We start from the raw sequence: 13,409 nt of genomic DNA, 5'->3' as shown, positions 1-13,409 counted from the left end.
CTTCCGCACCACTATCAGCGGGGAACGAGGGCTAGGCCATCGGGATCTAGGCCGAGCGGCGGCGCAGTTTGCTCCGGGAAGCCGCGGTCCGGCGACGGCTCACCTGCTTCTTTGCCGGTTTACGCAAGGCCGCCTCGACGATGTCAGCCAATATGCCGCCAGACTTGGCTTTCCTGCTTCGCCGTTTCGCCCGCTTGGCCGCGGTTCCGGCCGCTCTGGTTTTCTTGAGGATCTCTTTCAACGCGCTGTCAACGACCCCGCTTACGAGCTCCTTGATCAGGTCGGCCATTTCCGTCTTACTCCGGCGCGCTGGTTTGAAGGGCGAGCGCATGCAGAATGCCGCCCATGTTGCCCTTCAAGGCGTTGTAGACCATCTGGTGCTGCTGCACGCGCGTCTTGCCACGAAACGCTTCGGCCACGACTTCGGCGGCATAGTGGTCGCCGTCACCGGCCAGATCACGAATCGTGACCTTTGCGCCGGGAATCCCGGCCTTGATCATGTCTTCGATATCGCCTGGTGCCATGGGCATGATACGCCAACTCCCTTGTAATTTTGCGGCGCGGCCGCATTGCCGCCGCCCGCTATGAACTAAAGGGAACACGATTCAGGGGCCGAAGGCAAATGCTGTTTCGGCCGTCTGCCGGCCGGCGGGTCAATTGTCCGGTGCGAGATCGCCACCCATGTAATTGGGGAACCACGCCTCATGTGCGGAACGCAATTCATCGACGGATACGGGCCTGGCGTTTCCGAGCTGCACCGCATTTCCGCCTGTCCTGCCGATCACCGGCAGCGCAACGCCGGCGGCTTTTGCACGCGCGGCCACCGTCTCGGCCGAACTCTCCGCGACGGTTACGACATATCGGCCTTGGTCTTCGCCGTAGAAGACCGGGATCGGGTCGTGTTCCGCAGGTGCATCGATCGTCGCGCCGATGCCGGAAGCGATGGCCATCTCGGCCACGGCGAGCGCAAGTCCCCCCGAGGAGCAGTCGTGCACGGCCGTAACCAGGCCGTCCTCGATCAACCCGCGAACGAAATCGCCGACCTTGCGTTCATGGCCGAGGTCGACATGCGGCGCCGGACCGTCGGTGCGGCCATGAATGTCGCGCATGTAGACCGACTGGCCGATGTGCGTTCCCCAGCTCTGCGGAGCACCGGCGAGGAGGATGGTCTCGTTCGCCGCAGCAAAGCGAATCCGCGCCATCTTCGACCAGTCGCGGACGAGGCCGACGCCTCCGATGGTAGGGGTCGGCAGGATCGCCTGGCCGTTTGTCTCGTTGTAGAGAGAGACGTTGCCGGAGACGATCGGGAAGTCGAGTGCCTGGCAGGCCTCGCCGATGCCTTTGATCGCATGGACGAGCTGGCTCATGATCTCCGGCCGTTCGGGATTGCCGAAGTTCAAATTATCTGTGGCGGCGAGCGGCAGCGCGCCGGTCGCAGTCAGGTTGCGCCAGCACTCGGCAACCGCCTGCTTGCCGCCCTCGAACGGATCGGCTTCGACATAGCGCGGCGTAACGTCCGAAGAAAAGGCAAGTGCCTTGGTCTCATGGCCCTCGACGCGGATTACGCCGGCGTCGCCGCCCGGAAGCTGCAGCGAATTACCCTGGATCAGCGTGTCATACTGCTCATAGACCCAGCGGCGCGAGGAATTGTTGGCGGAACCGACAAGCTTCAGAAGCGCATCGGACACATCAGCCTGCGGAATGTCGTTGGTGGCGAGCGGCGAGGGTGTCCTTGCCGGCGTCCAGGGGCGGTCGTATTCCGGCGCCTCGTCTCCGAGTTCCTTGATCGGCAGGTTCGCGACTTCTTCGCCCTGGTGCAGAATACGGAAGCGCAGGTCGTCGGTGGTCTTGCCGACGATAGCGAAATCGAGGCCCCATTTGACGAAGATGGCCTTGGCTTCCTCTTCTTTTTCCGGGCGCAGCACCATAAGCATGCGCTCCTGACTTTCCGAAAGCATCATCTCATAGGCCGTCATGCGCTCTTCGCGCACCGGCACCTTGTCGAGATCGAGTTCGATGCCGAGATCGCCCTTGGCGCCCATTTCGACGGCCGAGCAGGTGAGGCCGGCAGCGCCCATGTCCTGGATCGCAATGACCGCACCGGTCTGCATCAGTTCCAGGCAGGCTTCGAGGAGGCACTTCTCGGTGAAGGGATCGCCAACCTGAACGGTCGGGCGCTTCTCCTCGATCGACTCGTCGAACTCGGCCGATGCCATCGTCGCGCCGCCGACACCGTCGCGTCCGGTCTTGGCGCCGAGATAGACGACCGGGAGGCCGACGCCTTCCGCCTTCGAGTAGAAGATCGCGTCGGTCTTGGCGAGTCCCGCAGCGAAGGCATTGACGAGGATGTTGCCATTGTAGCGCGCGTCGAACTCGACTTCGCCGCCGACCGTCGGCACGCCGAAGGAATTGCCGTAGCCGCCGACGCCTGCGACGACGCCCGAGACGAGGTGGCGGGTCTTCGGGTGATCCGGTGAACCGAAGCGCAGCGCATTCATCGCCGCTACCGGACGCGCACCCATCGTGAAGACATCACGCAGGATGCCGCCGACGCCCGTTGCCGCTCCCTGGTAGGGCTCGATGTAGGAGGGGTGGTTGTGGCTCTCCATCTTGAAGACGACGCAGTCACCGTCGTCGATGTCGACCACGCCGGCGTTCTCGCCCGGGCCCTGGATGACGCGAGGCCCCTTGGTCGGGAGCGTGCGCAGCCATTTCTTCGAGGATTTGTACGAGCAATGCTCGTTCCACATGGCCGAGAAGATGCCAAGCTCCGTAAAGGTCGGCTCGCGCCCGATCAGGTTCAGGATGCGTTCGTATTCGTCGGGCTTGAGCCCGTGCGAGGCGATCAGGTCCGGGGTGATGGGGCGGGTGTTGGAAATCGTCATCGTCGACCGTCAAATCCTTCGGGCGGCGCGCAACCTTCGCTTCGAAGGGAAGGCGCGTGCGTACCGCAACGTAACAGGGGCGCTTTGCGGCTTCTTTAGCCTATGCTGCGGCGCGGCGCGACAGAAAAATACGGTCGATCAACAGGGCGGCAGCCCGGATTTCAGCCCGTCGGACCGGGACTCTAGAACTGGTAGCCGAGCATCAGCCCCGCGCGCGTGAGCCCGTCGTTCGGGCCGTCGCAGAGGTTGGCATTGGACGCATGCTCGACCGTGGCCGAGAGATTCCAGTGATCGTCGAAATGGTAGCCCACGGCTGCATATTCGCGAAACAGCAGCCTGCAGCCGAGTTTCGGTCCGTCCGATCCATCGTCATTGAGATCGCCGTCATGCACCGTGCCGCCGGCGCCGAGCTCGATGAAAAAGCGCTCGGTGATGTCGGCATTCCAACTCAAGCCGGCGTAGATTTCGTTTACGCCGCTGGACGAGGTCGCGACGGACGCGCCGGCATGGATCCGCGGCCGCAGGATTTTCTCGACAAGGCCGCTTGCGCCGCCGGCGCCGAGCGGATCGAAGAACAATGTAGCGGAGGGGAAGACCCCGTCTTCTCGATTTGAGCCGTTGCCGATCGAGGTCGTAGCGCCGAACCGCAATTCATCGAAGACACCTTCTGCTGCACCGGCCTGAGAACCGATGAGTGCGCTCGAAAGCGTCAGGGCTGCTGCAACGAATGTAAACGGTCCCCGACCTGCAAACGAGCGGAAATCCTTCATGCCCAAACCTTCCAGTGCGAATCAATTCTGCGGGATCAAAAGCAAGAATAGATTGCCGAGGCTTGTGCGAAAGTCACCTCTAAAAAGTAATCAATCGAAACTGTCGTATCCGGCGCGCCCGCTATCGAGGAGACGGCGCAGTATTTCGAAGCCTCTTCGTACCTCGGATCGTTCGATTGGCGAGGAGAAACCGACGCGGATACGGTGAAAAACCCGGTCGGAGCGTCCGGCCTTGAATTCATCCTCGTCGTCGATGAGCACGCCCTCCTGCAGGGCGGCCTGCTTGAAGGTTCCGGAAAGCCAGGGCTCGGGCAGCTTCAGCCAGAAAAACGGAATCTTCGGATGCGAGTTGAAATCGAAGCCCGTGAAGATTTCGCGCGCCAGAGCTTCGCGCGCGCCTATTTCCTCGACGCCGCGATTGCGCAATACCGACGCCGATCCGGAGAGGACCAGACGGGCGCAAAGCTCCGCGAGAATGAAAGGCAGGCCGCCGCTCACCATCTTGTGGGCTACGCGGATGCGCTGGCTGAAATGCGGCGGGCAGGCGACCCAGCCGCCGCGTACGCCGGCAGCAACGGACTTCGAAAGACCGCCGACGAGGAAGGTTCGCTCGGGCGCAAGTTCCATCAGCAAGGGCAGCGGGTCCCCGGTCATGGAACCGTAGAGATTGTCCTCGACCAGCCAGACGCCGTATTTGCGCGCGATGTCGGCGATTGCCTGGCGCCGGTCGAGCGGCATGACCGCCACCGTAGGGTTCTGCGCGCCGGGCATCAGAAAGGCGAGTTTCGGGTGCTGCTGGGCACAGACACGCTCGAAATCTTCCGGCCGCATTCCGAATTCGTCGCTTTCCACCAGCGCGATCCGCCGGCCGATGAGGCCCGCGCTGCGGCTTATCTGGGAATAGGTCAGCGTCTCGAAGGCGATGCGGTCGCCCGGGGAGGTGACGGCCGAGATCACCGCGACGACTGCGGCATGAGCCCCAAGCGTCGGGACGACCGTTTCCGGCCCGGGCCGGAAATTGCCGCGTGCCAGCCATTGAGATCCAGCCTCGAACCAATGATCCGGAAAGTTGCGGGCATAGCTCGCAATGTCCCCGTGATGCTCGCGGCTGATGTCTCCGAGCAATTGCGCCAGGATGTCGCCCTGTCCGATATCAGGAGCGGCGGTGCTGTCGAAGCGGAGCTTGCCGGCTGGAGCTATGAGCGGGCGCGTCCCTGAAAGCGACGTCGTCAGCGGATCCGACTGCTCCGGCGGCCGGCTTTCCGGATGCTCGAGAACGTAGGTGCCGCGGCCGACCTCGCCGCTGACCAGGCCACGCTCGCGGACAATGCCGTAGGCGCGCCCGATCGTGCCGATCGTGACCCCTACATCGAAGGCGAGATTGCGCTGGGGCGGCAGCTTCGTACCCGCGGGCAGGGTGCCGTTGCCGATCGCCTCTTCGATCTGGTCGGCGATGCGCGCGTAAAGCGGCCCGTGACCTTGTTCAATGTCGGGAAGCCAAGTTGTCATAGTGACAATTCTCTATATTGCGCGACATTTCATGTCAATTATCTCTATGGCAGCAGATGCAATGCGAGCAATGGTGATGACAATGGGTGCAATTGATGCAATTCAGCCCCGGGAGTGCAATGCGCGGCCACCGGCCCGCTTCGGCATTGATTCACGAAGTGGCGCGGGAAACCTGTTGTCGCGGCTTTGGCAGCTTTATTGCAAACTGGCGTCCAAGAGGCGCAGCCGTCTGGCGCTCGACGAACTGAGCACGCATCTGCTCGACGATATCGGTGTGAGCGAAAAAGAGGCGCGGCGTGAATCGGCCGTCCCTTTCTGGCGGTAGGTGTCCGGCGATTGCTTTCCTCCCTGTCCCGTCACGGGGATGAGAGCGGCGCCGCGTCTGCGGCGCGGAAAGAGTCCTTCCAGTCCAATGACTTGGTCTGGCTGGATTCCTGTGACAAGCACAGGAATGAGGGCCGGGGAGGTTTGGTCTCTACAACTTCCGATTGCGAATGTGCGAGGGATGGTCAACCTTTCACGCAATGAAAGGTTACGTCTACATTCTCGCATCGAAGCGAAACGGGACGCTGTACACGGGCGTAACCCGGGACCTGCTGCGCCGCCTCCTCGAGCACCAGAACGATCTGACGCCTGGATTCACGTCCAGATACGGCGTGAAGACCTTGGTGTGGTTCGAGGAGTTCGACCTGCTGACTTCCGCCATCATGCGGGAGAAGACGATGAAGAAATGGCCGAGGAAGTGGAAGCTTAAGTTGATAGAAGAATTAAACCCGGAATGGGAAGATATCTCTCACTATCTTCACGGTTTATGAAACGCGCCGAGGGCCGCACCCTCTCCGCCCTCATCCCTGTGCTCGTCACAGGGATCCAGCAGCGCCGCGTCTGCGGCGCAGAAGAGTCTTTCCAGTCCAATGACTTGGCCTGGCTGGATTCCTGTGACAAGCACAGGAATGAGGGTCCGGGGATGTGCGGCATCGCATGAAATTTCTAACATGCAGATACGAGGGAGGCGGGCACGGGTGTTACGGCAACCTTCGCTCCCCTATCCGCACGGCCTATGGGAAGTGCTTCGAGGGACCGCACCCTCTCCATCCTCATCCCTGTGCTCGTCACAGGGATCCAGCAGCGCCGCGTCTGCGGCGCGGAAGAGCCTTTCCAGCCCATGGACTGGCCGGACTCCTCCGTCGCCCCCGCGGAAGGGCGCGTTGCCGAAGATGGTCGGATCAGCTGCAGCCTTTGCCGCCGGCGGCCCAACGGCGCACGTCCGCGGCGATGCGCGTCCCTACCGGCTCGCTCATCAGCGGGCCGAAGGCCTGCAGGCGGGCTGGTTGACCCTCGGCCTCGACCACGGCAAGCGGGCGCGATTCCGGTGATTTGCGCGGCACGATCAGGATGCGCGGGCGTCCGGAGAAGGAGTTGAGTTCGGGGGCGAGGCGATAGGCTTTGAACGCCGCATCGCCCGACTTGAACCAACAGCCATTCGCGCCGAGAGCGATGCGCTCCATGGTCGGCAGCGCGGCGGAACTCGCGGCCGGTGCGGCAGGGCGCCCCGACTGGCAACCGGCGACAAGCGTCAGGCTGGCGGCAACGCAGGCGAGCGCAAAGGAACGTCCGTTAACAATGGATGACATGGGAGGTCTCACGGGAACTGGTGGCGAATGCCGCCTTCCAGCGGCGACCGGAGCAATTTCATAAGTACGAAGCGGTTTTCCGCCCGTAGTGCTACATGACAAAACTTAAGCAGCAATTACGTCCAGCGCCGAGGCGAAGAGTCCTCGGCCGTCCGCGCCGCCATGGGCGGACTCGATCAGATTTTCCGGATGCGGCATCATGCCGAGCACATTGCCCTTCGCGTTCAGGACGCCGGCGATGTCGTTGACGGAGCCGTTCGGATTGGTGCCTTCGGCATAGCGGAACACGACCTGGCCGCTGCCTTCGATTGCCTTCAACGTTTCCGCATCGGCGAAATAGTTGCCGTCATGGTGGGCGACGGGGCTGCGGATTACCTGACCCTTGGCGTAGGCGCGGGTGAAGGCGGTGTCGGCGTTGACGACTTCCAGCTTCACCTCGCGGCAGACGAACTTCAGCGAGGCGTTGCGCATCAGCGCGCCGGGCAGGAGGCCTGCTTCGACGAGGATCTGGAAACCGTTGCAGACGCCGAGGACGCGCACGCCTTGCTCCGCCTTGGCCTTGATCGCCTGCATCACCGGCATGCGTGCAGCGATCGCGCCGCAGCGCAGATAGTCCCCATAGGAAAAGCCGCCGGGAATGACGATCAGATCCACATCCGGGATTTCGGTCTCGGTCTGCCAGACGGTGACAGGCGCCTTGCCGGAAATCTTCGTCAGCGCCGCGATCATGTCGCGGTCGCGATTGAGACCAGGAAGCTGAACGACGGCGGACTTCATGACGTACCTATCTTGCCTTTGCCCCCGGCATATAAGGATTTCCGGGGCTGTTTCAACGCAGTGCAATGGCCGCCCCCGCCGTCAGGCGAGGGAGATGCTGTAGTTTTCGATAACGGTGTTGGCGAGCAGCTTTTCGCACATGGCCTTGAGGTCGGCTTCAGCCTTGGCCTTGTCGGCGGTTTCGAGCTGCAGATCGAAGACCTTGCCCTGTCGCACCTGGCCGATGCCGTCAAAGCCGAGAGCGCCGAGAGCGCCTTCGATAGCCTTGCCCTGCGGGTCGAGAACACCGTTCTTCAGCGTCACGGTTACGCGTGCCTTGATCACTTTTGCTTATCCCCGAGATTACTTGACCAGCACCGGACCCGAACCGCGCGGCGGCTCGTTTTCATTGATGATGCCGAGGCGGCGGGCCACTTCCTGATAGGCTTCGACAAGTCCGCCCATATCGCGGCGGAACCGGTCCTTGTCCATCTTTTCCTTCGTCTCTATGTCCCAGAGACGGCAGCTGTCGGGGGAAATCTCGTCGGCCAGGACGATGCGCATCATGTCGCCCTCATAGAGGCGGCCGCATTCGACCTTGAAGTCGACCAGCTGGATGCCGACGCCGAGGAAGAGGCCGGAAAGGAAATCGTTGATGCGGATGGCGAGCGCCATGATGTCGTCGAGTTCCTGCGGGCTCGCCCAGCCGAAAGCCGTGATGTGCTCCTCGGAGACCATCGGGTCGTCGAGGGCGTCGGCCTTGTAATAGAATTCGATGATCGAGCGCGGCAGGACGGTGCCTTCCTCGATACCGAGGCGCTTGGCGAGAGAGCCGGCGGCAACATTGCGCACCACGATCTCCAGCGGGATGATCTCCACTTCCTTGATCAACTGCTCGCGCATGTTGAGGCGGCGGATGAAATGGGTCGGGATGCCGATCTTGTTCAGATGCGTGAAGATGTACTCGGAAATGCGGTTGTTGAGTACGCCCTTGCCGTCGATAACGTCATGTTTCTTCTTGTTGAAGGCGGTGGCGTCGTCCTTGAAGAACTGGATCAGCGTGCCCGGTTCCGGACCTTCGTAAAGGATCTTGGCCTTGCCCTCGTAGATACGGCGGCGACGATTCATGGATCTGTCTCTGTGGTTGTTGGCGCTCTTGGGAGGCGCATTGGGAATTTTCTCAGCGGGTCCATATCCGAAAAGAAGACAATTAACAATCGGCGTGTCTTTCCATCCCCGGATTAGATTAGGCTATCATGAAAGTCGCCGAAGGCGAAAAGGCGCATTGCACTTTCGAGAGCCTTTTGGTTTATGGCGATGGTGCTTCGGGCAGCATATTTTTCAGGGAGATCGATTGATGACGACGATGCAGGATCGCGAGAAGGCTTTCGAGGCGAAGTTCGCGTTGGACGAGGAATTGAGGTTCAAGGCCACCGCGCGCCGCAACAAACTGCTTGGCCTTTGGGCCGCCGGTCTTCTCGCCAAGTCGGACCCGGAAGCCTATGCGAGCGAGATCGTCGCCGCGGATTTCGAAGAGGCCGGGCACGAGGACGTCGTGCGCAAGATCAAGGCCGATTTCGACGCGGCTGGCGTTGCCATATCCGAGGACGACATTCGCGTCCGCATGATTGAATTGCTCTCGGAAGCGGTTGCACAGCTACAGAAAAACTGAACGACACCTGCATGCCGCCGCCCGGCAGAGACCGGGCGGTGTTTTTTTGAGCGGCGCCCCCGCTGTCATGCGAAGACGCGACCATCGAAGAGTTTTCGCGCGGTTCGTAGAAACGAGCATTCCTTCACGCTGCCGGCGTCGTCGAGCCGAAGCAGGATTTCCATGCGGCCGGTCGGGTGCTCGACGGCCAGGGTTTTTTCCTCGCCCTCTGGCAAGGTGGCGAGGGACGCTGCGGGACTGTTTGGCAGCAGGCATGCCGTGGCCACGCTGAGCGCGCCAAAGACGCCGATCGAAGCATGCACGCGGTGGGGAATTAGGCTGCGGGTCATGATGGCGCCGCCATTCACCGGAAGGGCGACCAAGGTCATCTTGGGGACCGACTTTTTCGTGACGTCACCCAAATTCATCAGCGGTCCTGCGGCGAGGCGGATGCGCTCGATACGCGCCTTGACAGACTCGTTCGCCTCGAGCTCTTCGCGGCTCTCATATCCCTTCAGGCCGAAATCCGCCGCCCGCATGACCACGACCGGCATTCCGTTGTCGATCAGCGTGCAGGCAACACCCTCGATCTCGTTTGCGGCCGAGCCGGTGGGCAGCAATGCGCCGCAGCTTGAGCCGGCGGCGTCCGTGAAGGTCAGATAGACGGGTGCGGCGGGATGCGGCACCCCGTCGATCGACGCGTCGCCCGTATAGACGGGTCGGCCATTCGCGGTGCGGATGCGCGCGACAGCAGACTGGGACGTGTTCTCCATGTAGATGCGGATGGCGGTTTCGCCTTCCGCGGCTTCGACCAGCCCGCGCTCGACGGCAAAAGCGCCGACGCCGGCAAGGATATTGCCGCAATTCTGGCTGTCGCTTACCACTGCCTGATCGACGAAGACCTGGAGAAAGAGAAAATCTACGTCGAAACCGGGCCGAGCCGAGGCGCGGACGACGGCCACTTTGCTTGTCAGCGGATCGGCCCCTCCTATGCCGTCGATCTGACGCTGGTCGGGCGACCCCATGATGCGCAGCAGGAGCCGGTTGCGCTCCCCAGCGTCGGTCGGAAGATCGTCCGCGAGAAAATAGGCGCCTTTCGACGTGCCGCCTCTCATCATCATGCACGCAATACCGTCTGGCGTCATGTGTTCACTCCTGTCAGGCCGTTTCAAGGAAGAGGAAGCGCGAGCAGCTTGCCGAATACCAGATAGGCGATCGCCCAGAAGCCGGCCCCGGTTGCTGCGGCTCGGACGAGCGGCTTCTCGCCCGGAAAGAGCAGCGTCGCCACGCCCGCGCCGATTCCGAGGCAAAGGGCCAGCCCGATCCAGTTCGCGCCGAGACACACGGCGACGAAGAGGGCCATCAGGCCGCTGACGCGCGCAATGTCGACCCTGCCGTGCGTTCCGCCGAGATCGACGCCCCTCAGGACCTGAACGAGATAGACAGCCGACACCGCCGTACCGAAGACAGCAACCTGAATGGGCAGCGAACCCGGCCCGACATCGCCTCGTGAATGTCCAGCCGGCAGCCCGAGGCTCAACAGCAGGAAGCCCGCATTCCAGCCGATGCACACAAGAGCCGCGACGAGGTTTTGCCAATAGTGCCCGTGAGGTGCCTCCCCGCCGTGCCCGGCGGAGAGGTCATGTTCCGGAGCACCCGATGCGTGACCGCTCATTCGACGTATCCGTTGGCCTTGAGGAATTCGAGCTGGTTGGCGAGATCGCTCTGCGCCCGTTTGGTGAAATCCTCTTCCTTCCAGTCGGGGCTATCCTGGAACTGCTCGGTCTGGAACTTCTTCCAGTCCTCGGATGCAGTCACTTTGTCCACTGCAGCCTGGATGGCGCCGACGGCGTCGTCGGGTGTTCCCGCCTTTACCGCGATACCGCGCCAGACCGCCCCCTCGATGTCGTAACCCTGCTCTTTGAACGTCGGTACGTCGGGCAGGAATGCGCTACGCTCGTCGGTCGAAACGCCAAGCAGCTTAATTTCGCCGCTTTTGACCTGCGCAAGGCCGGTCGATGGCGTCATCATGGCAGCATCGAGGTGCTTGCCGAGGAGGCCGAGCGTCACCTTGCCCGACGCGTCATGCGGGATCCAGCCGCTTTCGAAGCCGCCCTTCTTCATGAGCTGGTACAGCATGTACTGATGAAAGCCTCCGGGCGCATGGCCGCCGACTTTCAGGCCGTTCGGATTGTCCTTCATGTATCCGATGAAATCGTCGACGGTCTTGAATTGGCTGTCGGAAAGCACTGCAAGCGAAGACGGCTCCGACTGCATGGCCCGAAGCAGGCGGAAATCCTCGAGTTCGAAGGGAATGAGGCCTTGGGCGATGCCGAAGGTCAGTGTCCCGGTGAGGACGAGGATGTTGTAGCCGTCGGCCGGCTGCGTCATGATCTGCGAGACGCCGACGGCGCCGCTGCCGCCCGGCCTGTTGTCCACTTTCACCGTCCACCCTGCCTCCTTTTCCAGGAGCTCGGCGAGCTTGCGGCCGTAAGTGTCGAGCGCTCCCCCGGCACCCGCCCAAACCACCAGCGTCACCGGCTTTTCCGGAAATTCCGCGGCGAGGGAGTTCGCCGGTGCTGCAAATCCCGACAGGACGAGGGCCAGCCCCACAGCCGCGCCTGCCATGCGCGCGCCGAACGTTCTTCTTGTAATACTCATGTCTTCTCCTCCAGTTGGATGCTTTCAACGGACAGTGCAGTCCGCCGTTTCTTCGGTCCGCGCACTGGCGCGGCGCGCCTGGATCCGTCGCCAAAGCGGCGTCAGCAGGCTGACGAGGCTCAGGATGAGGAAGATCAGGCTGATCGGATCGGTGACGAAGATCGTGTAGTCGCCTTGCGAGGACACGAGCGCGGTACGATAGTTCGACTCCACCAGATAGCCGAGTACCATAGCCAGAATGACGGGGGCGACCGGGAAGCGGAGCTTCTTCATGAGATAGCCGACGACTCCGAAGCCGAGCATCAGGTAGACGTCGAACATCAGGTTGCGGATGGCGAAGGCGCCGAGAACGGCAAAGGCCATGATGCCGACGGCGATCACCGCGTCGGGCAACCGCATCACCCGGGCCATGAGCGGCAGGAAAAGAGAGCCCGCGGCATATTGCACCAGCGACGCGATGATTGTCCCGAAAAGGATCGCATAGACCAGCGACGGCGCCTCGTTGAAGAGCTGCGGACCGGGATGCAGGCCGTGCATGATGAGTGCGCCGACCATGATCGCGGTCGTCGGGGAACCGGGGACACCGAGCGCAAGGAGGGGCACGAGTGCGCCGCCGACCGTGGCGTTGTTGGCGGCTTCAGGTGCCGCGATGCCGTTTGCGGAGCCATTGCCGAACTCTTCGGGATGACGGTCGCGGGCGCGGGCATAATCGCGGGCGACCCAGCAGGCGATGTTGCCGCCGACACCGGGAAGAATTCCGAGCAGGGTGCCTATGACCGAACCGGAGAGCATGGAGCGCCAGGTTTCCTTCCACAGGGCCGCTGACATGAACACGTGGCCGACCTTGTCCTTGATGGACGGCGCAGACACCAAGCGGCTCTCGACCATCGCGAGCGCTTCCGACACGGCGAAGAGGCCGATGAGTGCCGCCAAAAACGGTACGCCCTCATAGAGCTGGAAAAGTCCGAAGGTGAAGCGCGGCGTGCCGGCGATCGGATCTATGCCCACCGTCGCCAGCGCAAGACCGAAGGCGGCACAGGCAAGACCCTTGACCAGCGAACCACCGGACAGTGCCGCGACCGAGCTCAGGCCGAACACGCCCACGGCGAAGTACCCGGCCGGTCCGAACTTCAACGCCAGCGAGGCGAGCGGCATGGCCAGCAACAGCAACGCAAGCCCGCCGAGAACCCCGCCGACGGTGGAGGCAGTCAGCGAAATCGGAGATCGCCTCGTTCGCCTTGCCCTGTCGAGCCATGGAATAGCCGTCGATCGCGGTCGCCGCAGCGGCGGCCGTGCCCGGGGTCGACAGGAGGATCGCGCTGATAGAGCCGCCATATTCGGCTGAGGTATAGAGCGAGATCATCAGCAGCATGCTGAGCTCGGGGCCGAGATTGTAGGTGAACGGGATGAGCAGGCTCAATCCGATCGATGGACCAAGTCCGGGCAGGGCGCCGATGACGATCCCGAGCAGAGCCCCGGTGACGAGTACGGCAACGCCGGAAAGGCTGAAGATGACGCCGAGCGACTGTAAGATACCGTCCAT

The 13,409-nt window shown here is 62.4% G+C and carries 15 protein-coding genes and 1 pseudogene; 3 read left to right on the top strand and 13 right to left on the bottom strand.

Features of this window, described 5'->3' with window-relative positions; translation table 11 throughout:
- Positions 1-46 precede the first annotated feature (46 nt).
- The 5 genes from AC5J09_RS21270 to AC5J09_RS21250 all read right to left on the bottom strand — a co-directional run bounded on the left by AC5J09_RS21270 (position 47) and on the right by AC5J09_RS21250 (position 5,164).
- Positions 47-289: a hypothetical protein gene (locus tag AC5J09_RS21270; protein WP_127712535.1), complete on the bottom strand. Its 243-nt coding sequence runs from the start codon at positions 287-289 to the stop codon at positions 47-49.
- Between the two features lie 7 nt (positions 290-296).
- A complete protein-coding gene (locus AC5J09_RS21265) occupies positions 297-530 on the bottom strand; it encodes a BolA/IbaG family iron-sulfur metabolism protein (protein ID WP_003531391.1) in 234 nt (77 codons plus the stop codon).
- 123 nt (positions 531-653) lie between these two features.
- The gene (gene purL, locus AC5J09_RS21260) at positions 654-2,885 is read right to left on the bottom strand and encodes a phosphoribosylformylglycinamidine synthase subunit PurL (RefSeq protein WP_018095086.1); all 2,232 of its coding nucleotides are present in this window, start codon (positions 2,883-2,885) and stop codon (positions 654-656) included.
- Positions 2,886-3,067: 182 nt separating this feature from the next.
- Positions 3,068-3,655, bottom strand: coding sequence for an acyloxyacyl hydrolase (locus tag AC5J09_RS21255; protein WP_494298433.1), 588 nt, complete (start codon positions 3,653-3,655; stop codon positions 3,068-3,070).
- 90 nt (positions 3,656-3,745) lie between these two features.
- On the bottom strand, positions 3,746-5,164 hold the full coding sequence (locus AC5J09_RS21250; RefSeq protein ID WP_494298432.1) for an aminotransferase-like domain-containing protein: 1,419 nt from the start codon (positions 5,162-5,164) through the stop codon (positions 3,746-3,748).
- Between the two features lie 82 nt (positions 5,165-5,246).
- On the opposite strand from AC5J09_RS21250, the gene AC5J09_RS21245 reads away from it, so the two are divergent.
- Positions 5,247-5,489 carry a DUF1127 domain-containing protein gene (locus AC5J09_RS21245; RefSeq protein ID WP_234841310.1) on the top strand — a complete coding sequence of 81 codons (243 nt, stop codon included), beginning with the start codon at positions 5,247-5,249 and terminating at the stop codon, positions 5,487-5,489.
- Between the two features lie 199 nt (positions 5,490-5,688).
- Complete coding sequence (locus AC5J09_RS21240) at positions 5,689-5,979, top strand: GIY-YIG nuclease family protein (RefSeq protein ID WP_494298431.1); 291 nt, start codon at positions 5,689-5,691, stop codon at positions 5,977-5,979.
- 411 nt (positions 5,980-6,390) lie between these two features.
- On the opposite strand, the gene AC5J09_RS21235 is transcribed toward AC5J09_RS21240, so the two are convergent.
- The 4 genes from AC5J09_RS21235 to purC form a co-directional block, all read right to left on the bottom strand.
- Positions 6,391-6,798, bottom strand: coding sequence for a hypothetical protein (locus AC5J09_RS21235; RefSeq protein ID WP_324761824.1), 408 nt, complete (start codon positions 6,796-6,798; stop codon positions 6,391-6,393).
- 105 nt (positions 6,799-6,903) lie between these two features.
- Positions 6,904-7,575, bottom strand: a complete 672-nt coding sequence (purQ, locus tag AC5J09_RS21230) for a phosphoribosylformylglycinamidine synthase subunit PurQ (RefSeq protein ID WP_018095081.1) — start codon at positions 7,573-7,575, stop codon at positions 6,904-6,906.
- An 81-nt stretch (positions 7,576-7,656) separates the two neighbouring features.
- On the bottom strand, positions 7,657-7,899 hold the full coding sequence (gene purS / locus AC5J09_RS21225; protein ID WP_003531405.1) for a phosphoribosylformylglycinamidine synthase subunit PurS: 243 nt from the start codon (positions 7,897-7,899) through the stop codon (positions 7,657-7,659).
- An 18-nt stretch (positions 7,900-7,917) separates the two neighbouring features.
- Positions 7,918-8,682: a phosphoribosylaminoimidazolesuccinocarboxamide synthase gene (gene purC / locus AC5J09_RS21220; RefSeq protein ID WP_003531407.1), complete on the bottom strand. Its 765-nt coding sequence runs from the start codon at positions 8,680-8,682 to the stop codon at positions 7,918-7,920.
- Positions 8,683-8,911: 229 nt separating this feature from the next.
- On the opposite strand from purC, the gene AC5J09_RS21215 reads away from it, so the two are divergent.
- Positions 8,912-9,226, top strand: coding sequence for a DUF1476 domain-containing protein (locus tag AC5J09_RS21215; protein ID WP_018095079.1), 315 nt, complete (start codon positions 8,912-8,914; stop codon positions 9,224-9,226).
- Positions 9,227-9,291: 65 nt separating this feature from the next.
- Here AC5J09_RS21215 and AC5J09_RS21210 read toward each other — a convergent pair whose 3' ends face one another.
- From AC5J09_RS21210 to AC5J09_RS21195, 4 genes and pseudogenes are all read right to left on the bottom strand, one after another.
- Positions 9,292-10,350: a 4-oxalomesaconate tautomerase gene (locus AC5J09_RS21210; protein ID WP_494298430.1), complete on the bottom strand. Its 1,059-nt coding sequence runs from the start codon at positions 10,348-10,350 to the stop codon at positions 9,292-9,294.
- A gap of 23 nt (positions 10,351-10,373) precedes the next feature.
- Entirely contained in the window at positions 10,374-10,880 is a 507-nt protein-coding gene (locus AC5J09_RS21205) for a tripartite tricarboxylate transporter TctB family protein (protein WP_127710039.1), read from the bottom strand.
- Complete coding sequence (locus AC5J09_RS21200) at positions 10,877-11,866, bottom strand: tripartite tricarboxylate transporter substrate binding protein (protein ID WP_494298429.1); 990 nt, start codon at positions 11,864-11,866, stop codon at positions 10,877-10,879. Before AC5J09_RS21200 ends, AC5J09_RS21205 begins: the two co-directional genes overlap by 4 nt.
- Positions 11,867-11,890: 24 nt before the next feature.
- Positions 11,891-13,409 (bottom strand): annotated as a pseudogene (locus AC5J09_RS21195) (tripartite tricarboxylate transporter permease).

Source organism: Sinorhizobium sp. (assembly GCF_059070375.1).
This window is presented reverse-complemented; position numbering and strand designations above follow the sequence as displayed.

What these genes read in the sequence shown, in the direction of transcription:
- AC5J09_RS21265 (WP_003531391.1), bottom strand. Translation starts at nt 530, where the DNA reads ATGCCCATGGCACCAGGCGATATCGAAGACATGATCAAGGCCGGGATT.
- AC5J09_RS21240 (WP_494298431.1), top strand. Translation starts at nt 5,689, where the DNA reads ATGAAAGGTTACGTCTACATTCTCGCATCGAAGCGAAACGGGACGCTG.
- AC5J09_RS21270 (WP_127712535.1), bottom strand. Translation starts at nt 289, where the DNA reads ATGGCCGACCTGATCAAGGAGCTCGTAAGCGGGGTCGTTGACAGCGCG.
- AC5J09_RS21205 (WP_127710039.1), bottom strand. Translation starts at nt 10,880, where the DNA reads ATGAGCGGTCACGCATCGGGTGCTCCGGAACATGACCTCTCCGCCGGG.
- AC5J09_RS21200 (WP_494298429.1), bottom strand. Translation starts at nt 11,866, where the DNA reads ATGAGTATTACAAGAAGAACGTTCGGCGCGCGCATGGCAGGCGCGGCT.
- AC5J09_RS21250 (WP_494298432.1), bottom strand. Translation starts at nt 5,164, where the DNA reads ATGACAACTTGGCTTCCCGACATTGAACAAGGTCACGGGCCGCTTTAC.
- AC5J09_RS21235 (WP_324761824.1), bottom strand. Translation starts at nt 6,798, where the DNA reads ATGTCATCCATTGTTAACGGACGTTCCTTTGCGCTCGCCTGCGTTGCC.
- AC5J09_RS21245 (WP_234841310.1), top strand. Translation starts at nt 5,247, where the DNA reads ATGGGTGCAATTGATGCAATTCAGCCCCGGGAGTGCAATGCGCGGCCA.
- purL (WP_018095086.1), bottom strand. Translation starts at nt 2,885, where the DNA reads ATGACGATTTCCAACACCCGCCCCATCACCCCGGACCTGATCGCCTCG.
- AC5J09_RS21255 (WP_494298433.1), bottom strand. Translation starts at nt 3,655, where the DNA reads ATGAAGGATTTCCGCTCGTTTGCAGGTCGGGGACCGTTTACATTCGTT.
- purC (WP_003531407.1), bottom strand. Translation starts at nt 8,682, where the DNA reads ATGAATCGTCGCCGCCGTATCTACGAGGGCAAGGCCAAGATCCTTTAC.
- purQ (WP_018095081.1), bottom strand. Translation starts at nt 7,575, where the DNA reads ATGAAGTCCGCCGTCGTTCAGCTTCCTGGTCTCAATCGCGACCGCGAC.
- AC5J09_RS21215 (WP_018095079.1), top strand. Translation starts at nt 8,912, where the DNA reads ATGACGACGATGCAGGATCGCGAGAAGGCTTTCGAGGCGAAGTTCGCG.
- AC5J09_RS21210 (WP_494298430.1), bottom strand. Translation starts at nt 10,350, where the DNA reads ATGACGCCAGACGGTATTGCGTGCATGATGATGAGAGGCGGCACGTCG.